At 68.7% G+C, this 24,165-nt stretch carries 26 protein-coding genes; 15 read left to right on the top strand and 11 right to left on the bottom strand.

Annotation, left to right across the window (positions count from 1 at the left end; genetic code table 11):
- Positions 1-182: 182 nt before the first annotated feature.
- Together eda and edd are read right to left on the bottom strand one after the other, a co-directional pair.
- On the bottom strand, positions 183-806 hold the full coding sequence (gene eda / locus BM417_RS26175; protein WP_093599761.1) for a bifunctional 4-hydroxy-2-oxoglutarate aldolase/2-dehydro-3-deoxy-phosphogluconate aldolase: 624 nt from the start codon (positions 804-806) through the stop codon (positions 183-185).
- Between the two features lie 353 nt (positions 807-1,159).
- Positions 1,160-3,016, bottom strand: a complete 1,857-nt coding sequence (gene edd / locus BM417_RS26170; protein WP_177320606.1) for a phosphogluconate dehydratase — start codon at positions 3,014-3,016, stop codon at positions 1,160-1,162.
- A 227-nt stretch (positions 3,017-3,243) separates the two neighbouring features.
- On the opposite strand from edd, the gene BM417_RS26165 reads away from it, so the two are divergent.
- The 4 genes from BM417_RS26165 (at position 3,244) to BM417_RS26150 (ending at position 7,007) form a co-directional block, all read left to right on the top strand.
- Positions 3,244-3,534 (top strand): hypothetical protein, encoded by a 291-nt coding sequence (locus BM417_RS26165; protein WP_093599759.1) that lies wholly within the window; start codon positions 3,244-3,246, stop codon positions 3,532-3,534.
- A gap of 84 nt (positions 3,535-3,618) precedes the next feature.
- Positions 3,619-4,383, top strand: a complete 765-nt coding sequence (locus tag BM417_RS26160; RefSeq protein ID WP_093599756.1) for a hypothetical protein — start codon at positions 3,619-3,621, stop codon at positions 4,381-4,383.
- A gap of 9 nt (positions 4,384-4,392) precedes the next feature.
- On the top strand, positions 4,393-6,261 hold the full coding sequence (locus BM417_RS26155; protein ID WP_093600664.1) for a fumarate reductase/succinate dehydrogenase flavoprotein subunit: 1,869 nt from the start codon (positions 4,393-4,395) through the stop codon (positions 6,259-6,261).
- Positions 6,258-7,007 (top strand): succinate dehydrogenase/fumarate reductase iron-sulfur subunit, encoded by a 750-nt coding sequence (locus tag BM417_RS26150; RefSeq protein ID WP_093599753.1) that lies wholly within the window; start codon positions 6,258-6,260, stop codon positions 7,005-7,007. The genes BM417_RS26155 and BM417_RS26150 overlap by 4 nt, the downstream gene beginning before the upstream one ends.
- Here BM417_RS26150 and BM417_RS26145 read toward each other — a convergent pair.
- Positions 6,994-7,650, bottom strand: coding sequence for a response regulator (locus tag BM417_RS26145; RefSeq protein WP_093599750.1), 657 nt, complete (start codon positions 7,648-7,650; stop codon positions 6,994-6,996). The genes BM417_RS26150 and BM417_RS26145 overlap by 14 nt on opposite strands.
- A 124-nt stretch (positions 7,651-7,774) precedes the next feature.
- Between BM417_RS26145 and BM417_RS26140 the strand changes: the two genes are divergently transcribed.
- The 3 genes from BM417_RS26140 to BM417_RS26130 are packed head-to-tail and all read left to right on the top strand — an operon-like array spanning position 7,775 to position 8,885.
- Positions 7,775-8,050, top strand: coding sequence for a hypothetical protein (locus BM417_RS26140; RefSeq protein WP_093599747.1), 276 nt, complete (start codon positions 7,775-7,777; stop codon positions 8,048-8,050).
- A 20-nt stretch (positions 8,051-8,070) separates the two neighbouring features.
- Positions 8,071-8,436, top strand: a complete 366-nt coding sequence (locus BM417_RS26135) for a hypothetical protein (protein ID WP_093599744.1) — start codon at positions 8,071-8,073, stop codon at positions 8,434-8,436.
- The gene (locus BM417_RS26130) at positions 8,421-8,885 is read left to right on the top strand and encodes a hypothetical protein (protein ID WP_143138804.1); all 465 of its coding nucleotides are present in this window, start codon (positions 8,421-8,423) and stop codon (positions 8,883-8,885) included. Before BM417_RS26135 ends, BM417_RS26130 begins: the two co-directional genes overlap by 16 nt.
- A 49-nt stretch (positions 8,886-8,934) precedes the next feature.
- Here the strand turns inward: BM417_RS26130 and BM417_RS26125 are convergent, their stop codons facing one another.
- From BM417_RS26125 to BM417_RS26110, 4 genes are all read right to left on the bottom strand, one after another.
- Positions 8,935-9,810, bottom strand: coding sequence for an amino acid ABC transporter permease (locus BM417_RS26125; RefSeq protein WP_093600661.1), 876 nt, complete (start codon positions 9,808-9,810; stop codon positions 8,935-8,937).
- Complete coding sequence (locus tag BM417_RS26120) at positions 9,807-10,454, bottom strand: amino acid ABC transporter permease (RefSeq protein ID WP_093599738.1); 648 nt, start codon at positions 10,452-10,454, stop codon at positions 9,807-9,809. The genes BM417_RS26125 and BM417_RS26120 overlap by 4 nt, the downstream gene beginning before the upstream one ends.
- Positions 10,455-10,533: 79 nt before the next feature.
- The gene (locus BM417_RS26115; protein WP_093599736.1) at positions 10,534-11,424 is read right to left on the bottom strand and encodes a glutamate ABC transporter substrate-binding protein; all 891 of its coding nucleotides are present in this window, start codon (positions 11,422-11,424) and stop codon (positions 10,534-10,536) included.
- Positions 11,425-11,463: 39 nt separating this feature from the next.
- Positions 11,464-12,192: an amino acid ABC transporter ATP-binding protein gene (locus BM417_RS26110; protein WP_177320629.1), complete on the bottom strand. Its 729-nt coding sequence runs from the start codon at positions 12,190-12,192 to the stop codon at positions 11,464-11,466.
- 159 nt (positions 12,193-12,351) lie between these two features.
- On the opposite strand from BM417_RS26110, the gene BM417_RS26105 reads away from it, so the two are divergent.
- Both BM417_RS26105 and BM417_RS26100 read left to right on the top strand, forming a co-directional pair.
- On the top strand, positions 12,352-13,026 hold the full coding sequence (locus tag BM417_RS26105; RefSeq protein WP_093599733.1) for a response regulator transcription factor: 675 nt from the start codon (positions 12,352-12,354) through the stop codon (positions 13,024-13,026).
- 57 nt (positions 13,027-13,083) lie between these two features.
- Complete coding sequence (locus BM417_RS26100) at positions 13,084-14,469, top strand: sensor histidine kinase (RefSeq protein ID WP_093599730.1); 1,386 nt, start codon at positions 13,084-13,086, stop codon at positions 14,467-14,469.
- A gap of 10 nt (positions 14,470-14,479) precedes the next feature.
- Here BM417_RS26100 and BM417_RS26095 read toward each other — a convergent pair whose 3' ends face one another.
- Positions 14,480-15,394, bottom strand: coding sequence for a TAXI family TRAP transporter solute-binding subunit (locus BM417_RS26095; RefSeq protein ID WP_245822176.1), 915 nt, complete (start codon positions 15,392-15,394; stop codon positions 14,480-14,482).
- Between the two features lie 145 nt (positions 15,395-15,539).
- Here BM417_RS26095 and miaB point away from each other — a divergent pair, with 145 nt between their 5' ends.
- Positions 15,540-17,006 (top strand): tRNA (N6-isopentenyl adenosine(37)-C2)-methylthiotransferase MiaB, encoded by a 1,467-nt coding sequence (gene miaB, locus BM417_RS26090; RefSeq protein WP_093599727.1) that lies wholly within the window; start codon positions 15,540-15,542, stop codon positions 17,004-17,006.
- Positions 17,007-17,020: 14 nt separating this feature from the next.
- Entirely contained in the window at positions 17,021-17,470 is a 450-nt protein-coding gene (locus BM417_RS26085) for an Rv2732c family membrane protein (protein WP_245822175.1), read from the top strand.
- A gap of 88 nt (positions 17,471-17,558) precedes the next feature.
- Here the strand turns inward: BM417_RS26085 and BM417_RS26080 are convergent, their stop codons facing one another.
- Complete coding sequence (locus BM417_RS26080) at positions 17,559-18,908, bottom strand: DUF349 domain-containing protein (protein WP_093599722.1); 1,350 nt, start codon at positions 18,906-18,908, stop codon at positions 17,559-17,561.
- Positions 18,909-19,570: 662 nt separating this feature from the next.
- On the opposite strand from BM417_RS26080, the gene BM417_RS50140 reads away from it, so the two are divergent.
- From BM417_RS50140 to dapF, 3 genes are read left to right on the top strand one after another with little or no spacing between them, the layout of a single operon-like run.
- A complete protein-coding gene (locus BM417_RS50140; RefSeq protein WP_322788989.1) occupies positions 19,571-19,771 on the top strand; it encodes a class III extradiol ring-cleavage dioxygenase family protein in 201 nt (66 codons plus the stop codon).
- Positions 19,768-20,676: a tRNA (adenosine(37)-N6)-dimethylallyltransferase MiaA gene (miaA, locus tag BM417_RS26070; RefSeq protein ID WP_177320605.1), complete on the top strand. Its 909-nt coding sequence runs from the start codon at positions 19,768-19,770 to the stop codon at positions 20,674-20,676. Before BM417_RS50140 ends, miaA begins: the two co-directional genes overlap by 4 nt.
- Positions 20,664-21,467 carry a diaminopimelate epimerase gene (gene dapF, locus BM417_RS26065; RefSeq protein WP_093599716.1) on the top strand — a complete coding sequence of 268 codons (804 nt, stop codon included), beginning with the start codon at positions 20,664-20,666 and terminating at the stop codon, positions 21,465-21,467. Before miaA ends, dapF begins: the two co-directional genes overlap by 13 nt.
- A 15-nt stretch (positions 21,468-21,482) precedes the next feature.
- Here the strand turns inward: dapF and BM417_RS26060 are convergent, their stop codons facing one another.
- The gene (locus BM417_RS26060; RefSeq protein WP_093599713.1) at positions 21,483-22,364 is read right to left on the bottom strand and encodes an SMP-30/gluconolactonase/LRE family protein; all 882 of its coding nucleotides are present in this window, start codon (positions 22,362-22,364) and stop codon (positions 21,483-21,485) included.
- Positions 22,357-23,598, bottom strand: a complete 1,242-nt coding sequence (locus BM417_RS26055; RefSeq protein ID WP_093599710.1) for an MFS transporter — start codon at positions 23,596-23,598, stop codon at positions 22,357-22,359. Before BM417_RS26055 ends, BM417_RS26060 begins: the two co-directional genes overlap by 8 nt.
- Before the next feature lie 54 nt (positions 23,599-23,652).
- Between BM417_RS26055 and BM417_RS26050 the strand changes: the two genes are divergently transcribed.
- Entirely contained in the window at positions 23,653-24,153 is a 501-nt protein-coding gene (locus tag BM417_RS26050; RefSeq protein ID WP_281251353.1) for an ArsR/SmtB family transcription factor, read from the top strand.
- The last annotated feature ends 12 nt before the right edge of the window (positions 24,154-24,165 follow it).

Genomic DNA, 24,165 nt, shown 5'->3' with positions numbered 1-24,165 from the left:
AAGTGTGACACCCAGGAGTTTGGGGTTATTCCGGTGGAAATCTCAATTGGCGGCGGTTCGGTTCACGTTCCCTCAAACCCCCGTTAATTGGAGACCGGCGTCACCTCCCGTTGGGTGAAGAATCCAACGTGGTGGGACGCCGGTCTCGTGATGTGAGCCGAACTTCCGGTCCGTGATCTGGGTTACCCCAGCTGGACGGACTCCCTGGCGAGGGTCTCGACGCGCTCCCAGTCGCCCTGCGCGAGAGCGTCCTTCGGGGCCAGCCACGAGCCACCGACGCAGCCGACGTTGGCCAGCGCGAGGTAGTTCGGCGCGCTCTGCGGCGTGATGCCGCCCGTCGGGCAGAACCGCACGTGCGGGACCGGGCCGCCGATCGACTTCAGGTAGTCGACGCCACCGGCGGCCTCGGCCGGGAAGAACTTCAGCGCGGTCAGCCCGCGCTCGGCCAGCCGCAGCACCTCGGACACCGTCGCCGCGCCCGGCAGGTACGGCAGCCCGGTCGCGTCGGCGGCGTCGAGCACCCGGTCGGTCGTGCCGGGGGTGACGAGGAACGCCGCCCCGGCCTTCGCCGCCTGCTCCGCGTGCTCCGGCGCCGTGACGGTGCCCGCGCCGATCACGATCCCCGGCACCTCACGCGCGACGTTCTCGATCGCGGCGAGCGCGGCAGGGGTGCGCAGCGTGAGCTCGATGACGCGAACGCCACCGCGCAGCAGCGCCTGGGCGAGCGGCACCGCGTGGTCGGCGTCGTCGACCACGACGACGGGGATGACGGGCGACAGCGCGAGCAGGTCCGCCCCGGTGGTCACCCGAAGATTGTCACCGTTGGTCACGAGTGCACTCCTTGCCAGATCTCTTGGCCAGATCTCTTGATCGAAAACCGGTATATCGCAGGCCGGCCTGGCGCCTGCCCCGCCTGTCCTGTCCAGCTCGCCCGGATGCAAAAAACGTTTGCGGACGAAGTCAAAAGACTCATTGCAAAGGTGGGCGGGCAGGGGCGGCGAGACGGGTCGGTCGGCTGCTGTTGGTCGGGCTGGACCGCCCCTTTGCAATGGGTCTTTTGCGGACGAAGTCCAAAGACTCGTTGCTAAGAGGCAGGTCAGCCGTGGTGCTGGCACCAATATATTGCGTGGTGCGGGTGTCGGGGACGGCGGACAGCGGGCTAGTGGTGGGTGACCGGGGCGAAGTGGTCGGCGGTGATCGGGCCGAACACCGTCGCGCCGCGGTCGGCGGGTCCGACGCTACGGCGCAGGGCGGCGAACAGCTCGCGGCCCGTGCCCATCCACTCGCGGCTCGTCGGCGGGAAGTCCACCAGGGGGCGCGTGGCCAGTTCCTCCGCGGACACCTGGATCTCCAGGGTTCCGGCGGTGGCGTCCAGGCGCACGACGTCGCCGTCGCGCACCCGGCCGAGCGGGCCGCCGACAGCGGCTTCCGGGGTGAGCTGGATGGCGGCCGGGATCTTGCCCGAGGCGCCGGACATGCGGCCGTCGGTCACGAGGGCGACCTTGTAGCCGCGGTCCATCAGCACGCCGAGCGGTGGCGTCAGCTTGTGGAGCTCGGGCATGCCGTTGGCCTGGGGGCCCTGCTGGCGGACGACGACGACCACGTCGCGGTCGAGCTCGCCCGCCTTGAAGGCCTCCTGGAACGCCTCCTGGGTGGTGAAGACGCGGGCTGGGGCCTCGACGACGTGGTTCTCCGTCGCCACGGCCGAGACCTTGATGACCGCGCGGCCGAGGTTGCCGGCGAGCATGCGCAGGCCGCCGTCGGAGGCGAACGGCTCCGTGACCGGGCGCAGGACCTCGAGGTCCAGGGAGCGGCCGGGGCCGTCGACCCAGACCAGTTCGCCGTCGGCCAGCATCGGCTCCTGGCGGTAGCGGTTCAGGCCGTGGCCGGCGACGGTGTTGACGTCGGCGTGCAGCAGGCCGGCGTCGAGCAGGGTGCCGACGACGAACTGGACGCCGCCCGCGGCCTGGAAGTGGTTGATGTCGGCGCTGCCGTTCGGGTAGACCCGCGCGATCAGCGGCACGATCGCCGACAGGTCGTTGAGGTCGTCCCAGCTCAGGTCGATGCCCGCGGCGGCGGCGATGGCGACCAGGTGCATCGTGTGGTTCGTGGAACCGCCGGTCGCCAACAACGCCACAACGCCGTTGACCACGGCCTTCTCGTCGACGATGTGCGCGATCGGGGTGTAGCCCTCGCCCTTGGCCATCTCGACGGCGCGGCGGCCGGCGTGCTCGGTCAGGGCGCGGCGCAGCGTGGTGCCCGGCGGCACGAACGAGGCGCCCGGCAGGTGCAGGCCCATGACCTCGACGACCATCTGGTTCGAGTTCGCGGTGCCGTAGAACGTGCAGGTGCCGGGGGAGTGGTACGAGGCGGCCTCGGCCTCCAGCAGGTCGTCGCGGGAGGCCTTGCCCTCCGCGTACAGCTGCCGGACGCGGGCCTTCTCCTTGTTCGACAGGCCGGACGACATCGGGCCCGCGGGCACCAGGATCGCCGGGAGGTGCCCGAACGACAGCGCGCCGATGAGCAGGCCGGGCACGATCTTGTCGCAGACGCCCAGCAGCACCGCGGCGTCGAACATCTCGTGCGACAGGGCCACGCCGGTCGACATCGCGATGACGTCGCGGCTGAACAGCGACAGCTCCATGCCGTCACGGCCCTGGGTGATGCCGTCGCACATCGCGGGCACGCCGCCCGCGAACTGGGACACGCCGCCCACGGCGCGGACGGCGTCCTTGATCCAGGACGGGTACTCCTGGAACGGCTGGTGGGCCGACAGCATGTCGTTGTAGGAGGACACGATCGCGACGTTGGACTTGCGCAGCGCGCGCAGCGCCGCCTTGTCGCCGCCGGTGATTCCGGCGAAGCCGTGCGCCAGGTTGCTGCACGCGAAGCCGGACCGGGACGTTCCGTCCTGCGCGGCGGCGGCCACGCGTTCGAGGTAGACGCGACGCGAATCGGCGCTTCGGGCGGCGATCCGGCGTGTCACCTCTGTCAGAACAGGATGCAGTTCGGTCATGGGGGTCTCCGGGTCATCACGGGCCGTGGTGGGGCCCTTACGAGACGACAACGGTGGCGTCCCACAGACGGGCGTGACGCCACACACAGTAAGTCATGGCTGGTCGCGGACACAAAAACGATTCAGTAGATGGGAGGCGACCAGTTTTGAATCTTGGCGTGTGGTGCTTGTCACATGGCTTGAGATTGGGCAGAGTGCGGGGCACGACCTTGGAACGGAGGTGTCCCATGAACTCCACGGAGATCGTCGAGCTGCGCCGGGTCATCGGTCAGATGCGGCATGCCGTCAGCAACCTGCGCGCCAGGTATGGCGACGTGGCAGCCGTGCAACGCCTGGCCAACGACGTGGAACGCATGGACATCGACGCCACCGAACTCGTCGACCTGAGCACCCCGAGGCAGCGCGAAGCGCCTCAAGTGGAACGCGAGGTCGTGGTCGTGCCAGACACGCCCTACGACGAGTCGCTCTGGAAGGACGCAGACGACGAAGGACTCGGTGGCTACCGCAACCGGACCTGAGCCGAGCTGAACACACGGCCCCCGCCTGACGCGGGGGCCGTAGTCGTTCCTCCACAACGACGTGGACCCCCAGAAAGGTGAGTAATGGCGAGGGCAGAGATCGCCGCCAGGACTCTGCGCACGGACCGATGGTGGTTGCCGCCGCTGACGACATTCGTCGGCTTGCTGCTCATCTCGATCTACGCGGCGTTCCGCACGTTCCAGGGGGACTACTACTGGGTCGACCAGTACCACTACCTCACACCGATGTACTCGCCGTGCCTCACGGAGGAGTGCGTCCCGGCGGCCTCGCACTTCGGCCAGTGGTTTCCGGCGCTGCCCGGCTTCCTGACCCCGCCGCTGCTCATCATCCCGTTCCTGCTGGGATTCCGGATCACCTGCTACTACTACCGCAAGGCCTACTACCGCGCGGCCTGGGCGTCACCGCCCGCGTGCGCCGTGGCCGAGCCGCACAGCAAGTACACCGGCGAGACCAGGTTCCCGCTCATCGCGCAGAACCTGCACCGCTACTTCTTCTACGCGGCCTCGCTCCTGCTGCTGGTCAACATCTACGACGCGGTCTCCGCGTTCAGCACCGGCGTGGGCCTCGGCAACCTGGTCCTGCTGGTCAACGTCGCCCTGCTGGGCGCGTACACGCTGTCGTGCCACTCGTGCCGCCACATCGCGGGCGGGCGGCTCAAGCACTTCTCCAAGCACCCGGTCCGGTACTGGACGTGGACGCAGATCTCGAAGCTGAACAACCGGCACATGCAACTCGCGTGGGCCTCGCTGATCTTCGTCTGCCTCACGGACCTGTACGTCGCGCTGGTCGCCTCGGGAACGATCTCCGACCTCCGCTTCATCAACTAAGGAGTGGTTTTGCCCGAGCTGGAAAGGCATTCGTTCGACGTTCTCGTGATCGGCGCGGGTGGTGCCGGTCTGCGTGCCGCGATCGAGGCCCGTGAGCACGGCCTGCGCACCGCCGTTCTCTGCAAGTCGTTGTTCGGCAAGGCCCACACCGTCATGGCCGAGGGCGGGATCGCCGCCGCCATGGGCAACGCGAACGAGAGCGACAACTGGCAGGTCCACTTCCGCGACACCATGCGCGGCGGCAAGTTCCTCAACAACTGGCGCATGGCCGAACTGCACGCCCAGGAGGCACCGCAACGGGTCTGGGAACTCGAGACCTACGGCGCGCTGTTCGACCGCACCAAGGACGGCCGCATCTCGCAGCGCAACTTCGGCGGCCACGAGTACCCGCGTCTCGCGCACGTCGGCGACCGCACCGGCCTCGAACTGATCCGCACGTTGCAGCAGAAGATCGTGTCGTTGCAGCAGGAGGACTTCAAGGAGTTCGGCGACTACGAGGCACGCCTGCGGGTGTTCCAGGAGTTCACCGTCACCGATCTGGCCAAGGACGGCGACAAGGTGGCCGGCGCGTTCGGCTACTGGCGCGAGTCCGGCCGGTTCGTGCTGTTCGAGGCGCCGGCGGTGATCCTCGCGACCGGCGGCATCGGCAAGTCGTTCAAGGTCACCTCGAACTCCTGGGAGTACACCGGCGACGGTCACGCGCTCGCGATGCGTGCGGGGGCCTCGCTGATCAACATGGAGTTCATCCAGTTCCACCCCACCGGGATGGTCTGGCCGCCGTCCGTCAAGGGCATCCTCGTCACCGAGTCCGTGCGCGGTGACGGCGGCGTGCTGCGCAACTCCGACGGCAAGCGGTTCATGTTCGACTACATCCCCGAGGTGTTCAAGGACAAGTACGCCGACAACGAGGAAGAAGCCGACCGCTGGTACACCGACCAGGCGAACAACCGGCGTCCACCGGAACTGCTGCCGCGTGACGAGGTCGCCCGCGCGATCAACTCCGAGGTCAAGGCCGGGCGCGGGTCACCGCACGGCGGCGTCTTCCTCGACGTGTCGACACGTCTGCCCGCCGAGGAGATCCGGCGCAGGCTGCCGTCCATGCACCACCAGTTCAAGGAACTGGCCGATGTGGACATCACCGCGCAGCCGATGGAGGTCGGCCCGACCTGTCACTACGTGATGGGAGGCGTCGAGGTCGACCCGGACACCGGATCCTCCTCCGTGCCAGGGCTTTTCGCCGCCGGCGAGGTGTCCGGTGGCATGCACGGCTCGAACCGGCTGGGCGGCAACTCGTTGTCGGACCTGCTCGTGTTCGGGCGCAGGGCGGGAGCCGGTGCCTCGGAGTACGTGCGGGCGATGGCCGAACGTCCTGTGGTGCCGGAGGAACTCGTCACCGAGGCACGGGCGACGGCGCTCAAACCCTTCCAGCAGGAAGGCGGCGAGAACCCGTACACGCTGCACATGGAGCTTCAGCAGTCCATGAACGACCTCGTGGGCATCATCCGCAAGGCCGGTGAGATGGAAGAGGCGTTGCAGCGGCTGGAGAAGCTCAAGGAACGCGCGCAGGCGCTGACCGTCGAGGGACACCAGCAGTTCAACCCCGGCTGGCACCTCGCCCTCGACCTGCGCAACATGCTGCTGGTGTCGGAGTGCGTGGCGAAGGCGGCGTTGCTGCGCACCGAGTCCCGCGGCGGCCACACCCGCGACGACCATCCCGTGATGGACGCCGAGTGGCGCCGCAAACTGCTGGTGTGCAAGGTGTCCGGCGACGGGGCCGAGGTGACGGAGAAGCCGCAGATCCCGATCCGGAACGACCTGCTGGACCTGTTCGACCGCGCCGAGCTGGAGAAGTACCTCACCGCCGAGGAGTTGTCATGAGCTACCAGGGGAAGTTCCGGGTGTGGCGCGGTGACGACTCCGGCGGTGGGCTGGAGGACTTCACCGTCGAGGTCAACGAGGGCGAGGTCGTCCTCGACATCATCCACCGGCTGCAGGCCACGCAGGCCCCGGACCTCGCGGTGCGGTGGAACTGCAAGGCCGGCAAGTGCGGCTCGTGCTCGGCGGAGATCAACGGACGCCCGCGCCTGCTGTGCATGACCCGGATGTCGATCTTCGAGGAGGCGGAGACGATCACGGTCACGCCGATGCGGACGTTCCCGATCATCCGCGACCTCGTGACCGATGTGTCCTTCAACTACACCAAGGCGCGCGAGGTTCCGTCGTTCGCGCCGCCGAAGGACCTGGCACCGGGCGAGTACCGGATGCAGCAGGTCGACGTCGAGCGCTCGCAGGAGTTCCGCAAGTGCATCGAGTGCTTCCTGTGCCAGAACACCTGCCACGTGGTGCGTGACCACGAGGAGAACAAGGAGGCGTTCTCGGGGCCCAGGTTCCTCATGCGGGTCGCGGAGCTCGAGATGCACCCGCTCGACACCGCGGACCGCGTCGACCAGGCGCAGGACGACCACGGGCTCGGCCTCTGCAACATCACCAAGTGCTGCACCGAGGTGTGCCCCGAGCACATCCACATCACCGACAACGCGCTCATCCCCATGAAGGAGCGCGTCGCCGACCGCAAGTACGACCCGATCGTCTGGCTCGGCAACAAGCTGTTCAAGCGGTCTTAGCGACGGTCTGCGGGATGACCAGCCCGGACTCGTAGGCCATCACGACGGCCTGAGCCCGGCTGGTCAGCCGCAGCTTCGTCATCACGCGGTTGAGGTGCGTCTTCACCGTGCCCTCCGTGACCGTCAGCCTGGTCGCGATGGCCGTGTTCGTCAGCCCGGTGCCGACGAGCCGGAGCACCTCGCGTTCGCGGTCGGTCAGCTCGTCCAGCCCGACCGAGCTCCACGGCGAGACGGCCGTGTCGCCCCTCAGATAGGCCGCCACGAGCCTGCGCATCACCGTGGGGCCGAACTGCATCTCCCCGGACGCGACAGCGCTGATCGCGGCGATCAGCCTGGCCGGCTCGGACTCCTTCAGCACGAACCCGGCCGCGCCCAGCCGCAACGCCTCGTGGACGTACTCGTCCAGGTCGAAGGTCGTCAGCACCAGCACGCGCGCGGACGTCGCGACGCGGGTGAGCGCCGCCAGCCCCGGCAGGCGGATGTCCAGCAGGATCACGTCCGGTCTCGACGCCTCGGCCAGAGCGCAGGCGGTAGCGCCGTCCCCGGCTTCGCCGACAACGGTCAGATCAGGTGCGGCGTTCAGCAAAGCGACCAGGCCGGCACGGAACAACGGCTGGTCGTCGACAACGAGTACGCGCGTCACAATGCCCTCATTCTTGTGACGTCACCGCGGTAGATCCCCCACCAGGAGCGTACCGCGAAAGTTGACGGGAGATCCACTCTTCGTGAGACGACCCGGTTCCGCCCGCGTCGCTACGTTCGGCGCCATGCGAACCGCATCGGCCGACCTGCTCGCCGTCCGGACGATCACCGTGGACGGCTCGGACGTCTACCTCCGGGTCACGAACAGTCCCGTCGACCTGGAGATCCGGTGGTCCCGCGACGGCGACCACCGGGTGGCGGGCAGCCCCGTGCTGTTCCCGGCCGGGGATCGCTCGCGCCGGCTGCTCGGCACGAACTTCCGCGCCGGCACCACGTTCTGCCTCGACGTGGTGGGGCAGGCGGGCCAGGACTGGTGCGGTGTCGTCGACTGGAACGTCTGACCTTCCGAAGGGGACTTGCGATGAAACGCGCTCTCGCCGGCCTGCTCGCCGTGGGCTTCGCGATGCTGTCGGCGACGCCCGCCCAGGCGGCCTCGACGACGATCACGGTGCCGTTCAAGGAGAACCAGATCACGTGGTTCACCACCGCCCGCACGATCACCGTCGCCGGGTCGAACATCGACGCCCAGGTCGCGCTGGGCGGTGTCATGCAGCTCGCCTGGTACAAGTGCGGCGACCGCAACACCCGCGGCGCGTTCGTGCGGATGGAGGAGACCCGCAAGCACGTCGGCACGAACTTCAAGGCGGGCACCAAGTTCTGCCTCGCCTCCAACAGCCCGTACACCTCGGGCACCGTCGGAGGAACGCTGTGGTGGAGCGGCAACTGACCGGACTGCTCGTGCTCGCCCTGCTGGCCGGATGCGCGTCACCACCGGCGCCGCCCCAGCTCGTCGACCAGCAGCGGTACACCCAGGACATGCGGGCTGGCTCCGCGAAGTTCAGCTGGCCGGACGGCCGGAACCCCGACCTGGGCGTGCTCGCCGAGAAGTCGGGACCGGGCCCGGACAAGGCACCGGCCGGCAGCGAGCGGATCGTCCTGGAGATCACCAACTCGTGCGCCTGGTACCTCGGCTGGGAGGACGCGCGCAAGCGCGGTGACCAGACCGCGCAGACGGCCGCGTTGAAGGTGATGGACGAGGTTCTGCCGACGTTCTCGCCGGAGGATCCGGACGGGCAGCGCTACGCCCGTGAGACGGCCGCGAAGGCCAAGGCCGGGGACGGCTCACTGGCGGCGGACTACGTGGCGAACAACTGCGAGTCCGTGCTGTGGAAATAGCGAACGGGGCGCGTCCGATGTGGACGCGCCCCGTTCCGCTCGTGCTCCGTCAGCCGGCGGCCGAGGCGTCCATCAGGACGGGCTTCTGCGCGTCGGGGTTGTCGGTCTTGATGACCTTCTTGTTGCGACGGTTGCGCTTCTCGAGGTAGGTCGCGAGCCACGTCAGCAACAGGCACAGTCCGATGTAGACCAGGGCGACCACGATCATCACCGGGATCATCGGGCGGCCGAAGTTGACCGCGTCACCACCGATGCGCGTACCCCACCGCAGCAGCTCCTCGAAGGTGATGAGGAAGCCGAGCGCGGTGTCCTTCAGCAGCACGACGAGCTGGCTGATGATGGTCGGCAGCATCGCCCGCAACGCCTGCGGCAGCAGCACGAACGTCATCACCTGCGTCTTGCGCATGCCCAGCGCGTACGCGGCCTCGCTCTGGCCCTTCGGCAGCGAGTTGATGCCCGCGCGGAAGATCTCCGCGAGCACCGAGCCGTTGTACAGCATCAGGCTGACCACGACCGCCGTGAACGCGCTCAGCTTCACCCCGGCCACGGGAAGGCCGTAGTAGAAGAAGAACATCATGATCACGAGCGGGATCGCGCGGAAGACCTCGACGATCACCGCCGCGGGAACCCGCACCCACGCGTGGTCGGACAGCCGCGCCGCCGCGAAGATCGCGCCGAACAGCAGTGCCAGCACCGCGCCGACGGCGAACGCGGACAGCGTGTTGCCGATCGCCTCGACCAGCGAGAGCTGGATCTGCTTGTAGTTGATCCAGTCGAGCCTGCGGGCGGTGAACTGGTCGGTGACGACGAACCGCATCACCACGTACACCAGCGCCGCGGCCACGGCCGCGATGCCGACGACGGCCATGATCTTGTGACGGACGCGGGCCTTCGGACCCGGGACGTCGAACAGCACCATGCTCATCGGGCCACGCTCCACCGCTTCTCGAAGACCTGCTGGACGTACGTCAGCGGCATCACCAGGATGACGAACCCGAGCGCCACCCACAGGAGTCCGATGAGGACGTTGTCACCCTGGTCCGCCAGCGTCTCGCGGATGTTGCCCGCCTGGAAGACGGCGAAGCCGGACGCGACCGTCGTGTTCTTCAGCAACGCGATCATCGTGCTCGTCATCGGCGGCACGACCGAGCGCAACGCCTGCGGCAGCACCACGTTGCCGAGCATCTGCGTGAACGTGAGACCCAGCGCGCGGGAGGCCTCGGCCTGCCCGACCGGCACCGTGTTGATGCCCGAGCGCACGACCTCGCAGACGAACGCCGCCGTGTAGAGCGTCAGCGCCACCACCGCCGCGGTGTACTCGTCGATCTTCAGGATCTCCAGCAGCGGGTACGCGAACACGAAGAACACGAAGACCAGCGTCAACGGCGTGTTGCGCACGACCGTCACGTACGTCGTGCCGACGCCGCGGAACACCGGCACCGGGCTGACCCTCAGCGCCGCGAGGAGCGTGCCCAGCACCAGAGACAGCACCGCGGAGACCGCGAAGAGTTGAAGAGTCTGGCCAAAAGCGCGCAGGAACAGATCTAGGTTGTTGGTGAGGACGCTCATCGGTTTCCTTGCCGTCCGTCCGCCTTCAAAGGAACGGCCGGTGGACCCACGTGGGATCCACCGGCCACGTGAGGAACCGTCAGTACCGGTCGATCTTCGGCTTCTCGGCGGTCGAGCCGGACTTGCCCAGCGTGCCGTCGTAGATCTTCTGCCACGTGCCGTCGTCCAGCGAGGCCTGCAGGACGTCGTTCACCTTGTCGCGCAGGGCCTTGTCGTCCTTGGGCAGGCCGATGCCGTACGGCTCGCTGGAGAACGTCTTGCCGACGACCTTCAGCTTGCCGTCCTCGGCGGCCGCGTAGCCCTTGAGGATCGCGTCGTCCGTGGTGACCGCGTCGACCTCACCGTTGAGGAGCTTGGTGACGCACTGCGAGTAGCCCTGGAACTCGAGGACGTTGCCTTCCTCGGTCAGCTTCTCGTCCTTGATGCGCTTGGCCGGCGTGGAGCCGGTCACCGAGCACACCTTCTTGCCCTTGAGGGTGTCCTTGCCGGTGATGTCGGTGTTGTCCTTCTTCACCAGCAGGTCCTGGCCGGCGACGAAGTACGGGCCCGCGAACGAGACCTTCTCCTTGCGGCCGGCGTTGATCGTGTAGGTGCCGACGTAGTAGTCGACGTCACCGTTGATCAGCGCCTGCTCGCGCGCGGCCGACTGGATCGTCTTGAACTGGATCTTCTCGGGGTCGAAGCCCAGCTTCGCGGAGATCAGGCGCGCGATGTCGATGTCGAAGCCGCTGTACTTGTTCGTCGTCGGGTCCTTGTAGCCCAGACCCGGCTGGTCCTCCTTGACGCCGACGATCAGCGAGCCGCGCGTCTTGATCTTCTCGAACGTGGGCGAGCCGTCGACCTTGACGTCCTTGGCGACCTCGAAGAGGCCGGCGGGAGCCGCCGTGTCGGTCGGGCTGCCCTCCTTGCCACACGCGGTCAGGGCGAGTGCGCCCGCCAGCAGCACTGCCGCAAGGGTGCGAACCCTCATCGTCCTTCTCCTGCCATTCGTTCGAAAGTGGGCTGACTACTAGTGAGTCAGGATCTTGCCAAGGAAGTCCTTCGCGCGGTTGGACTTCGGCGCCGAGAAGAACGCTTCCGGGGTGGAATCCTCGACGACCTCGCCGTCGGACATGAAGATCACCCGGTCCGCGGCCTTGCGGGCGAAGCCCATCTCGTGCGTGACGACCAGCATCGTCATCCCGTCCTTGGCCAGGCCCGTCATGACGTCCAGGACCTCCTGGACCATCTCCGGGTCGAGCGCGGACGTGGGCTCGTCGAACAGCATCACCTTGGGCTTCATGGCGAGCGCGCGGGCGATCGCCGCACGCTGCTGCTGCCCACCGGAGAGCTGAGCGGGGAACTTGTCGGCCTGGTTCGCGATCCCGACCCGCTCCAGCAGTTCCATCGCGGTCTTGCGCGCGTCGGCGGCAGGGGTCTTGCGGACCTTCACCGGTGCGAGCATCACGTTCTCGACGATGGTTTTGTGCGCGAAAAGGTTGAAGGACTGGAACACCATGCCGACATCGGCACGAAGTCGGGCCAGTTCTTTTCCTTCGGCGGGAAGCGGTTGCCCGTCCACCTCGATGACGCCGGAATCGATCGGCTCGAGGCGGTTGATGGTCCGGCACAGGGTCGACTTACCGGAACCCGACGGCCCCAGCACGACCACGACCTGCCCCTTCGGCACTTCCAGCTGCACGTTCTTGAGCACGTGCAACGGGCCGAAGAACTTGTCCACACCCGCCACGCGAATCATCGGCGGTGCAGAGGCGGCAGTCATCCAGTCCTCCATTTGGGGTCGTCGGCGTTGGCGGAAACCTAGGTGTCCGCCACCACACCAGTCCAGGACATTGAGCAAGACTTAGGGTCTCAACTCTGTCACAGGCAGACATCGGTTGCCCGGGAGGTAGCGAAAGTGCGCGTGCTGCTCGTCGAGGACGACGACAGGGTCGCCGAGGCCTTGGTCCCAGCCCTGACCAGACGGGGTTTCCACGTGGACCGGCAGGCCACGGGCCGAGGTACGCTCGACCGCCTCGGCGGCGTCGACGTGGTGCTGCTCGACCTCGGCCTGCCCGACATGGACGGCGTGACGCTGTGCCGTGCCATCAGGGCCGCGTCGGACGTCGCGATCATCGTGGTGTCCGCGCGAGGGGAGATCGACGACCGGATCCTCGGCCTGCACGCCGGGGCCGACGATTACCTGGTCAAGCCGTACGACGTGGGCGAACTCGTTGCGCGCGTGCACGCCGTCCGGCGCCGTCGCGGCGCTGATCCGGTCGGGGTGGGCGCGGTGTCCACGGAGGTGTTCGAGACCGGCGACGTGCGGGTCGACCTGGGGCGTCACGAGGTCACGGTCGCGGGGGAGTCGGTCGCTTTGTCGCGCAAGGAGTTCCAGGTGCTCGCGCTGGTGATGGCGGCGGGTGGCGCGGTGTGCACGCGGGAGCGGATCCTCGCCGAGGTGTGGGGCCGAACCTGGTCCGGCGCGAACAGGACGCTGGACGTGCACGTCGCCACGCTGCGGACGAAGCTCGGCCGGCCCTCGTTGCTGGAGACCGTGCGCGGCGTCGGATATCGGCTGGGGCAGGTGTGATCTCGATTGGGTGATCTTTCGTCGTCGGCGTGTCGCGATCGGGTGGGGTGACGGGCTGTGAGGTCCCGACTGCTGGGCGTGGTGCTCGCCCTGATCGTGCTGGTGCTGGTGGGCCTGGGCCTGCCGCTGGGCCGCGGTGTGGCGGCCGCGGAGCAGCAGGAGATGTTCCTCGACCGGCTCACCGACACCAGCCGGTTCGCGTCGCTGGCGCAGCGGCCGTTGATCGACGACAGCCCGCACCTGCTGCGGCCGGAGCTGGAGCGCTACGACGAGCTGTACGACATCGGCGTGGCCGTGGTGGCCCGCGACGCGCCGACCGTGCCGCTGGTGGCCTCGCGCAACGACCTCGCGCTCGGTGACCCGGCCGTGCAGGACCTGATCAGCAAGGCGCTGGCCGGGCGCCTGCCGGTCGCGCCGCCGTTGTTCGCGCCGTGGAGCGACGCGAAGGTCGTGCTCGCCGAACCGGTGCTGGTCGACGGCGAGGTGCGCGGCGCGGTGATCACGTTCTCGCCGACGGCCAAGACCCGCTTCGAGGTGCTCGCGTGGTGGGCGCTGCTGCTCGCGGGGAGCCTGCTGGTGCTGGCGCTCGCGGTGCTGCTGGCGCTGCCGGTGGTGCGCTGGACGTTGCGCCCGGTGCAGGCGCTGGACGAGGCGACCGGGAAGCTGCTCGCCGCGGTGGTGTCGGGCCGGCCGGTGCCGCCGGTGGGAGCGGAGTCCGGGCCGCCGGAACTGCGGCAGTTGTCGCGGTCGTTCGACCAGATGGCCGCGAACGTGAGCGATGTGCTTGCCGCGCAACGGGCCTTCGTCGCGGACGCGTCACATCAGCTTCGCAACCCGTTGACAGCACTGAAACTTCGGCTGTCCAACCTGGAGGGACACGTCGACTCCGAGGCGGAGGTGCACCAGGTCGAGGCGCTGAGCGAGACCGACCGGCTCAACCGCATCCTCGACGAGCTGCTCGCCATGGCGCGCGCCGAGTCCAGTTCCGTGGACCCGGTACCGGTCGACGTCGACAAGTCCGTGGCGGCGCGCCTGTCCGCGTGGTCGGCGGCCGCGGCGGCGAAGGAGGTCCACCTCGTGCTCGACGGGGAACGCGTCGGCATGGCCCTCGTTCCGCCGCGCGGGGTCGAGACGATCCTGGACGCGCTGCTCGACAACGCGTTGAAGTTCACCGCCGAGGGCACGCTGATCGTGGTCGACGCGCGCAAGTCCAACGGCGTCATCCGGCTGTCCGTCGCCGACCACGGGCCCGGGCTTCAGCCCGACGAGCTCGACCGGGCCACCGACCGGTTCTGGCGCAGCCCGGCCCACCAGAACGTGCCCGGCTCCGGGCTGGGGCTCTCGATCGTGCGGCTGGTGGTCGAACGCGTCGACGGCACCGTTGCGCTGGAGTCGCCGGAGGACGGCGGGCTCAAGGTCGTGATCGAACTGCCGGCCGTCTAGGACTCTCCGGCTAGACCTTGGTCTCGCGGTAGTAGCGCATGGCGCCGGGATGCAGCGGCACCGGTGATGTCTCGATCGCGGACCGCTGCTCTATCGTGCGCGCCGCCGAGTGGGCCTTCACGAGATCGGGCTGGCCCTCGAACAGCTGCCGCACCAGCGCTTCGGCCACGTCGTCGGGCATCGACTCGTTGACGAGCAGGAAGTTGCGCACGACGAGCGTGATGACCGGACCGGACTGCAGGTTGTAGGTGGAGGCGGGCAGGGTCGCCGATCCGTAGACGGGGTACTGCTGGCGGAACTTCAGCAGCTCGTCCTTGAGGTCGAGCATCCGCACGCCGAGGCCCTTGGTGAGGTCGGTGATCCGGCGCGTCGGCAGGCCGCCCGACCAGAAGAACGCGTCGAGCCTGCCCTCCTGCATGGCCCCGGCGGAGTCGTCGAGGCCGAGGTTCACGGCCTGCGGGGTGACGTTCTCGGACTGGAGCAGCTTGGTCGCGATGATCTCGACGCCGGACTCCTTCGCGCCGATCGACACGCGCAGTCCCGACAGGTCGCGCAGCTTCGTCACCGGCAGGTCGGCGCGGACGATGACCTGGAGGTAGTCGTCGTGCATGCGGGCCAGGGCGCGCAACCGGTCCGAGCCGGGCATGCCCTCGAGCGCGTCCGCCTGGGAGAAGCCGACCTGGGCCTGGTCGTTGATCAGCCGGGTGACGTTGTCCTTGGATCCGGCCGTCTGCACGACCTGGGGCCGGGCGATGCCGAGACGCCCGCTCCAGATGTCCGCGAGACCGTTGCCGAGCGAGTAGTAGACGCCGCCCTCGCTGCCCGTGGCCATCGTGATCTTGATGTCCGTCACCGTGCTGCTACAGCCCGTCAGGACCGTTGCGGCGGTCAACAGGCTCACGGCGGCATGCAGTCGTCCCAGCACCAGCGCATCGTGCCACGGGGGTGCCCGGCCCTTGCACCCGACGAAGGTCCTGCCTGGTCACGGTGCGAATGGGACGGCCTTTGTGCGGTCCGCGAAACTCGGGCGTTTGACCAGGGGTTATCGTGTTCGTGTGAGTACCGCGCAGGTGGGCAAGAGCTTCCAGATCCGCACGTTCGGGTGTCAGATGAACGTGCACGACTCCGAGCGGCTCGCCGGTCTGCTGGAGGACGCGGGCTACGCGCGTGCCGGCGAGGACGAGCAGGCCGACGTCGTCGTCTTCAACACCTGCGCGGTCCGCGAGAACGCCGACAACAAGCTGTACGGCACGCTCGGCCACCTCGCCCCGCAGAAGACGGCGAACCCCGGAATGCAGATCGCGGTCGGCGGCTGCCTCGCGCAGAAGGACCGCAGCGAGATCGTCCGGCGCGCCCCGTGGGTGGACGTCGTGTTCGGCACGCACAACATCGGGTCGTTGCCGGTGCTGCTCGAACGCGCCCGCCACAACTCCGAGGCACAGGTCGAGATCCTCGACTCGCTGGAGACGTTCCCGTCGTCGCTGCCGGCCGCGCGGGACTCGGCCTACTCGGGCTGGGTGTCGATCTCGGTGGGCTGCAACAACACCTGCACGTTCTGCATCGTGCCGTCGTTGCGCGGCAAGGAGAAGGACCGCCGTCCCGGCGACGTGCTGGCCGAGGTGCAGACGCTCGTGGACGAGGGCGTGCTGGAGGTGACGTTGCTGGGACAGAACGTCAACTCCTACGGCGTCGAGTTCGGCGACCGGCTCGCGTTCGGCAAGCTGCTGCGCGCCTGCGGTGAGATCGACGGACTGGAGCGCGTGCGCTTCACCTCGCCGCACCCCAAGGACTTCACCGACGACGTCATCGCCGCCATGGCCGAGACGCCCGCCGTGTGCCACAGCCTGCACATGCCGCTGCAGTCCGGTTCGGACCGCCTGCTCAAGGCGATGCGCCGCTCGTACCGCACCGAGAAGTACCTGGGGATCATCGACAAGGTCCGCGCCGCCATGCCGGACGCCGCGATCACCACCGACATCATCGTCGGCTTCCCCGGCGAGACCGAGGAGGACTTCCAGGGCACGCTCGACGTGGTGCGCCAGGCCCGGTTCTCGTCGGCGTTCACGTTCCAGTACTCGAAGCGCCCCGGCACCCCGGCTGCGGACCTGCCGGACCAGCTGCCCAAGGCCGTCGTGCAGGAGCGCTTCGACCGGCTCGTGGCGCTGCAGAACGAGATGACGCACTCGTTGAACATCGAGCAGGTCGGCCGCACGGTCGAGGTCCTCGTGGCCACGGGTGAGGGCAAGCGCGACGCCGAGACCCACCGCATGAGCGGCCGTGCGCGCGACGGACGCCTCGTGCACTTCGCGCCCGGTGCGATCGTTCCGCGTCCTGGTGACGTCGTGGAGACCGTCGTGACGTACGCGGCCCCGCACTACCTCGTCGCGGACGGCGAACCGCTGTCGTGGCGCCGCACCAAGGCCGGTGACCGTTCCGAGGCCGGCATCAAGCCCAAGACCGCCGGTATCGGCCTCGGTCTGCCGTCGTTCGGAGCGCCCGAGCCGTTGCCCGTTGTGTCAGGGTGCGCGGCCCAGTGAGTGATGAGGACTTCTTGCGCAAAGAGATCGACGCGGTGGAGCACGAGGCGGCCAAGCGCATCGACCCCGGAAGGGGCGCGCTGACGATCTCGATCGCGGTGCTCGCGATCCTGGTGTCGCTGATCCTGCCGTGGATCGGCGAGCACACCGGCCTTCAGGTCGTGCTGGGTGAGACGTCGCTGTTCCTCCCGAAGCTGTTCTCGTACCTCGCTCTCGGCGTCGGCGTGCTCGGCTCCGGCATCACGCTCGCGGTGCGGCGCTGGGGTCTCACCTGGGTGTGCTCGCTGGGGCTGTTCGCGGGGTCGATCATCGGCGTGCTGTCGATCTGGACGCAGCAGACCACCACGAGCAACAAGGCGATCGGGCCCGGCCCCGGCGTCGGGTTGATCATCGCCGTGATCGCCGTGATCGTGCTTCTGGTGAAGTGGGTGCAGATCGCGGCTTCGCGTCCGCCGCAGCTCTGACGTCACAGCTGTGAACGGGCGCATTGCCCGCCAGAAACGTCTGAGGGCCCCTCTCCCGTGCGGAGAGGGGCCCTCAGGTCTTGCTGACCTATCGGGTCGCCAGGGCCTGCTCAGCCGCGGCGAGCCACTCGCGCCACTGGGCGGCCTGCGCCTCGGCCTGCTCGGTGCGGCGCTTGTCGCCCGCGGCACGGGCCTTCGCGGCCTGCGCCTCGAACTGCTCCACGCGCTCGCGGAACTGGGCCACGCGGGCCTCGGCCTCGGGGTCGGACCGGCGCCACTGGGCGTCGACCGCGCCGCGGACCTTCTCCTCGATGGCGCGGAGCTTGCCCTCGAGCTCGCGGATGCGCTCGCGCGGCACCTTGCCGATCGCGTCCCAGCGCTCCTGGATCTTGTAGAGGGCGTTGCGCGCCGACTCGAGGTCGCCCGACGGGTCGATGCCCTCGGCCTCGGCGAGCAGCTCCTCCTTCAGCTTCGCGTTGGCCGAGAACTCGGCGTCCCGCTCGCTGAACGCCTCAGAGCGCTTCTGGAAGAACGCGTCCTGCGCGGCCCGGAACCGCTGCCACAGCGCGTCGTCGGCCTCCTTGGGCGCACGCCCGGCGGCCTTCCACTCGACCATCAGCTCCTTGTAGCGACCGGCCGTGGTGCCCCAGTCGTCGGAGTCGACGAGCTTCTCGGCCTCCTCGACCAGCGACTGCTTGGAGGTCTTCGCCACCGAACGCTGGCGGTCGAGGTCCGCGAAGTGCGAGCCGCGACGGCGGTTGAACGCGTCGCGCGCCTTCGAGAACCGGCGCCACAGCTGCTCGTCGGTCTTGCGGTCGACGCCGCGAATGGTCTTCCACTCGTCGAGGATCTGCCGCAGCCGGTCGCCCGCGACCTTCCACTGGGTCGACTCGTTCGCGATCGACTCGGCCTCGTCGACCAGCGCCTGCTTGCGCGCCACGGACTGGGCTCGGGCGGCCTCCTTGGCCTCCTTCGCCTTCTCCATGCCGGCTTCCGCCTGGACCAGCACGTGCTCGACGCGGGCGGCCAGCGCCTTGAGGTCGCCGACGACGGCGGCCTCGGCGAGCTGCTCCTTGACGTGCTTCGCGCTGGTCAGGGCGTGCTTGGGGTCGCCGGCGCCGGACTTGAGCCGTGACACGAGCAGCTCGACCTCGGTGCGCAGGTCGTCGAAGCGCCGCGCGAAGTGCGCGAGGCCCTCGACCGGCTCACCGGCCTGCCACGACCCGACAGCGCGTTCGCCGTCCTCGGTCTTCACGTACACGGTGCCGTCGGCGTCCACGCGCCCCCAGCGGTCAGGGTGGTCCGACGCCACGGGGACGGCCGGAGGCGTCGCCTGCGGTGCGGTCTCCTTCGGCGTTTCCTCGACCCCACCCTCGGCTGCGTCCGCGACTGGGGCGGTCACGGCCACGGCCTCCGGTGTGCTGTCCTGCTCCGACATCGCCGGTTCCTCCCATCTGACGCCCGTGCCTGCCACGGGCGCCCCGCCGTTGGCGGGGCCGATGCAATACGGGCGCTGGAGGGTCTCCCGTCCCCAGTTCCCCGCGCGCATTCAAACAGGTCAGAGCTCGACTCGGTACTGGGAGTCCACGATAGGTAGCCTCGTCGGTCGTGATCACCCGTGCCGCGGTGGTGCCGCACCCACCTCTTCTGGTCCCAGAACTGGTCGTGGGAGCCGCCGCAGAAACCGAGCCCGTGCGGGCCGCAACCCTTGCCGCAGCAGGAAAACTGCCCGGTCCGTGGGTCGCGGTTGCCGTGGACGACAGCGGGCCCTCGACGTACTTGCCGCCGTTGTCGGGAACTTTTCTCGGTTATGGGGTCGATGTACCTGTGTCACTCGGCGGTGACCTGCCGCCGGATGCCCGGATTCCGTTGCCAGTGCTAATCACCGCGTGGCTGCGGGAACACTGCGGAGTCGAGGTGTCACGCGTCGAACTCGTGCCGCCTGACCTGCCTGCTTCCGACTGTGTCTCGTTTGGACAACAACTCGCCGCGTCGTCGGAATCTGAGGACGTTGGACTCTTGTTCCTCGGCGACGGCTCCACCCGGCACGGTCCGCGCTCGCCGGGTTCCGACGACGAGCGTTCGGGACCTTTTGATTCTTTGGTCCACACTCTGCTGGCCACCGCCGACGTGGAGGGCCTGCTCGGTCTCGACGCCGGCCTCGCCCACGAGCTGGGTGCGCAGGGCCGTGCGGCGTGGCAGGTCCTCGCGGGCGTGCCCGGACCGTGGCGCAGCCTGGGCGCCGAGTTCTTCGCACCTTTCGGCGTGGGCTACCACGTCGCAGTCTGGGAGCGCCCGTGATCACCCCAATCGCTGTTGTCGGCCCCACCGCGACCGGCAAGTCCGACCTCGCCGTCGCGCTCGCGGAGCGGTTCGGGGGAGAGGTCGTCAACGCCGACGCCATGCAGCTCTACCGCGGCATGGACATCGGCACCGCGAAGATGCCTCTCGCGGAACGCCGTGGCGTGCCGCACCACCTCTTCGACGTCCTGTCCGTCACCGAGACCGCGTCGGTGGCCGCCTACCAGCGCGAGACGCGGGCCGTCATCGAGGAACTGCTCGCCGCCGGGCGTCCGCCGATCCTCGTCGGCGGTTCGGGGCTCTACGTGCAGGCCGTGCTGGACGACCTGAAGTTCCCCGGCACCGACGACGCCGTGCGCCTGCGTTTCGAGGCGGAGCTGGCGTCGGCGGGCTCGGAGGCGTTGCACCGGCGCCTTCAGGAGCTCGACCCGGCCGCCGCGATCGCGATCCTGCCGTCCAACGGCCGCCGCATCGTGCGCGCGCTGGAGGTCATCGAGCTGACGGGACAACCGTTCTCGGCGAACCTCCCCAAACCCGGCCCCGCCCGCTACGGCACCGTCCAGATCGGCGTCGACCGCGAGGTGTCCGAACTGGACGGCCGCGTCGACCAGCGCGTGGACGCGATGTTCGCCTCCGGTCTGGAGGACGAGGTGCGCGCCCTGGTCCGGCTCGGCCTGCGCGACGGCAAGACCGCGTCGCGCGCACTGGGCTACCAGCAGGTGCTGTCCGCAATGGACGGAGCCTGCACGATCGACTTCGCCGCGGAGGAGACCAAGCGCGCCACCCGCCGGTTCGTGCGCCGGCAGCGGTCGTGGTTCCGGCGTGACCAGCGCATCACCTGGCTCGACGGTGCTCAGCCGGATCTTTTGGAGGCCGCCGGTAACCTTGTCCCGTGGAGTTCGTGAAGGGGCACGGCACGGAGAACGACTTCGTCGTCCTGCCCGACCTCGATGACGCGTTGGACCTGACCGTCGCCCGCGTGCAGGCGCTGTGCGACCGGCAGCGCGGCCTGGGCGCCGACGGCGTGCTGCGCGTCGTGCGCTCTGGTGGTTCCGAGGGCAAGTGGTTCATGGACTACCGCAACGCCGACGGCTCCATCGCCGAGATGTGCGGCAACGGCCTGCGCGTCTTCGCGCGCTACCTGGTCGACGCGGGCCACCAGCCGCAGGGCTCGTTCGTCGTGGGCACGCGCGCGGGAGACCGCACGGTCACCACGCACCCGGACGGCTCCGTCACGAACGACATGGGCCCCGCACGGGTGACCGGCACGTCCATCGCCGCGGTCGACGGCACCGGCATCGGCGGGTTCGCGGTGGACGTCGGCAACCCGCACCTCGCGTGCGTCACCGAGGTCCCGGTCGAGGACTTCGACCTCACCGTGCCGCCCGGCTTCGACCCGGTGATGTTCCCGCACGGCGTGAACGTCGAACTGATCAACGTCATCGGTGCCGACGCGCTGCGCATGCGCGTCTACGAGCGAGGCGTCGGCGAGACCCGCTCGTGCGGCACCGGCACCGTCGCGTCCGTCGCCTCCTGGCTCGCGGGCCAGGGCAGGACGACGGGCTCGGCGACCGTCGACGTCCTCGGCGGCCAGGTGTCCGTCACCATCGAGCCGACGACGTCGACCCTCACCGGACCTGCCGTGCTCGTCGCCCGCGGCGAGCTCGACAAGTCCTGGTGGGACGCCCTCGCTTAACCGATATATCGGATATCAGGCGAGCGGGTAGATCTCGATCTTCCCGAGCCGGTCGGGCCTGACGACGCTCGGGTTCGAGTCGGGCGCGGTCAGGCAGACGAGGTTGTCGCCGACGACCGCGACGGCGAAGCACGTCTGCGTCGTCTCCACCTTGTTGGTGATCTTGCCGCCCTCGGTCACCCGGAACGCCGCGGGCTGCAACGCGGCAGCCACCCAGACGCCGTCCCCGTCGCCCGCGATCCCGTCCGGCGCGATCCCGAACTCCTTCACGTCGGCCCACACCCTGCGGTCTTGCAACGATCCGTTTCGGTCGACCGAAAACGAAGTGAGCTTGAATGCAACGGTCTCGGCGACGACCAGGATGTTGCCGCTCTCGGACTCGCCCGTCGGGTCGGGCAGCAGCGCCATGCCGTTCGGGAACTTGAGGTCCTCGGCGGCGACGCTGACGGACCCGTCGGGCTGGACGAGCGCGAGCGCGGCGCCCGGCGGTTCGAAGTTGGGTTCGAGCAGTCGTGCGATGCCGACGTCGTCGATCAGGCCGTGCAGGTCGAAGCCGAAGTTGCCGACGTACGCGCGGCCCTCGGAGTCGACGAGCATGTCGTTGGCGTGGAAGGTCGCGATGTCCGATATATCGGCGTGCAGGACCAGGTCATCGCCTTCCAGGCGGCGCACGGTCCGGTCGAGCATCGACACGACGAGCATGCGTCCGTCGGGCAGCCAGCCGAGGCCGGAGGGCTGGCCGTCGAAGGCGACGACGACCTCGTCGTCGCCCGTCGTGAGGTCGAGGGCGTGCACTTCGCCCGCGTAGAAGTCGGAGTAGTAGAGGCGACCGTCAGGACCGCGTCGCGGTCCTTCGCCGAAGTGGAGACCGTCCCGCAGCACCGAGGTATCAGCCATGGGCCTCGACGCTAGACGTGGCCGGCAGGTCCCGCATAGAGCGCAACGGCGAGAGCAGCAGCCACACCATCCCGGCCACCGAGCCGACGAGCGACACCCACATCGTCGGCACGATCCCGATCCACGAGCCGAGCACTCCGCCCAGCAGCGCGCCCAGCGGCGTCGCGCCCCAGACCACCCAGCGGATCGAGGCGTTCATCCGGCCCAGCAGGTGGTCGGGGCAGATCGACTGGCGGTAGCTCACCTGGCCGACGTTGTAGACGACGATCCCGAACGAGGTCACCGCCAGACAGGCCATCGGGAGCACCAGACCCCAGCCGTCCGAGATGAACGGCAGTGTCAGGGTGAAGGGCCAGGTCAGGACCGGGATGAGCCAGATCATCCTGGCCTGCCCGACGAGCAGGCCGATCCGGTAGGCGAACGCCGCGCCGAGCACACCGCCGACACCGCCCGCGCTGAGCACCAGGCCCGCGGTTCCCTCGCTCAGGTTCACCGTCTGCAGCAGGAAGAGGATGAACACGGCGTTCTGGATGCCGTGGAAGAAGTTCGAGGTGCCCGTGCAGGCCACGATCATGCGCAGCGTGACGTTGCCGAAGACGAACCGCAGCCCCTCCATGATCTCGCGGCGCAGGTGCGGGTCGGGGTGACGTTCGGGCGCCGGCTCCACCGTCTTGATCCTGACCAGGAAGAACGCCGAGCTCAGGTAGCCCAGGCCGGTGGCGAGGACGCTGTTGGCCGCGCCCAGGAACTGGGCCGCGTAGCCACCGATGGCGGGTCCCGACACCTCCGCGACCGACAGGCTGGCCTGGAGTTTCGAGTTGCCCTCGACGAGCTGGCCGCGTCCGACGAGGGAGGGCAGGTACGACTGGTAGGCGACGTCGAAGAACACCGTGCAGACGCCCACCGCGAGGCTCACCACGATCAGCTGCGTCAGGCCGAGCAGGCCCAGCCACCACGCGATCGGCACGCTCAGCATCAGTGCGGCGCGGACGACGTCCATCGCGATCATCAGCGGTTTGCGGCGCATCCGGTCGACCCACACGCCCGCGGGAAGGCCGATCACGAGGAACGCCATGGTGCTCGCCGCGGCGAGCAGGCCCATCTCGAACGGTGTCGCGTCCAGCACGCCCGCCGCGAGCAGCGGGATGACCGTCATGCCGACGGTCGCGCCGAACTGGCTGATCGTGTCGCCGGTCCAGAGCCTGCGGAAGTCGGGGTGCCCCCAAAGCGCCATGCCGGGAAGTCTGCGCTGAGTGATTGGAAACTGTCAATCACTTAGACTGTGCTCGTGCCCCTCTCCCGGAAGCGACGTCCCGCGACGAGCGACGAAGCCGCGGCTCTGAGCTCTGACCTGCGGCTGCGGATGATCCGCATGACGTTCGACCGCCCGCTCACCAACAAGGAGCTGGCCCAGCGGCTGGGCAGGGACCCGGCCACGACGCTGCACCACGTGCGCAAGCTCGTCGCCGCCGGATTCCTGGAGGCGATGCCGCCCCGTGCGGGCAACCGGGGAGCGAAAGAGATCCCCTATCGGTCGACAGGGCTGTCCTGGGAGCTCGACAACAGCGAAAATGCAGTCGCCGTCGGCGAAGCGATGTTGCACGCTTTCCTCGGCGAGGTTGCCGACATCGGGCTCAGTGACGTGGATCAGAGCCGTCTGGTCGTCACCGTCGACCCCGAGGAACTAAAGCAGCGGCTCGCGTCGTTGATGGATGAGCTGGCCGCGCAACCGGTCAAGCCGGATGTTCCCCGTGTGGCGATCTACCTCGCGGTGTATCCGGGGGACTAACTGTCCGTGGGA

Origin of the sequence: Lentzea waywayandensis (assembly GCF_900115955.1) — a bacterium.
In the GTDB taxonomy this organism is placed as follows: Bacteria; Actinomycetota; Actinomycetes; order Mycobacteriales; family Pseudonocardiaceae; genus Lentzea; species Lentzea waywayandensis.
Note: the sequence above shows the minus strand (reverse complement) of the source record. Positions and strands in the feature narration are given on the sequence as shown.

Excerpts from the sequence above, each read along its gene's own strand:
- BM417_RS26135 (WP_093599744.1), top strand. The coding sequence starts at position 8,071 with ATGAAACGCGCTCTCGCCGGCCTGCTCGCCGTGGGCTTCGCGATGCTG.
- BM417_RS26165 (WP_093599759.1), top strand. The coding sequence starts at position 3,244 with ATGAACTCCACGGAGATCGTCGAGCTGCGCCGGGTCATCGGTCAGATG.
- BM417_RS26060 (WP_093599713.1), bottom strand. The coding sequence starts at position 22,364 with ATGGCTGATACCTCGGTGCTGCGGGACGGTCTCCACTTCGGCGAAGGA.
- BM417_RS26140 (WP_093599747.1), top strand. The coding sequence starts at position 7,775 with ATGCGAACCGCATCGGCCGACCTGCTCGCCGTCCGGACGATCACCGTG.
- BM417_RS26150 (WP_093599753.1), top strand. The coding sequence starts at position 6,258 with ATGAGCTACCAGGGGAAGTTCCGGGTGTGGCGCGGTGACGACTCCGGC.
- BM417_RS26120 (WP_093599738.1), bottom strand. The coding sequence starts at position 10,454 with ATGAGCGTCCTCACCAACAACCTAGATCTGTTCCTGCGCGCTTTTGGC.
- BM417_RS26055 (WP_093599710.1), bottom strand. The coding sequence starts at position 23,598 with ATGGCGCTTTGGGGGCACCCCGACTTCCGCAGGCTCTGGACCGGCGAC.
- BM417_RS26125 (WP_093600661.1), bottom strand. The coding sequence starts at position 9,810 with ATGAGCATGGTGCTGTTCGACGTCCCGGGTCCGAAGGCCCGCGTCCGT.
- BM417_RS26110 (WP_177320629.1), bottom strand. The coding sequence starts at position 12,192 with ATGATTCGCGTGGCGGGTGTGGACAAGTTCTTCGGCCCGTTGCACGTG.
- BM417_RS26115 (WP_093599736.1), bottom strand. The coding sequence starts at position 11,424 with ATGAGGGTTCGCACCCTTGCGGCAGTGCTGCTGGCGGGCGCACTCGCC.
- edd (WP_177320606.1), bottom strand. The coding sequence starts at position 3,016 with ATGACCGAACTGCATCCTGTTCTGACAGAGGTGACACGCCGGATCGCC.
- BM417_RS26160 (WP_093599756.1), top strand. The coding sequence starts at position 3,619 with ATGGCGAGGGCAGAGATCGCCGCCAGGACTCTGCGCACGGACCGATGG.
- BM417_RS26080 (WP_093599722.1), bottom strand. The coding sequence starts at position 18,908 with ATGTCGGAGCAGGACAGCACACCGGAGGCCGTGGCCGTGACCGCCCCA.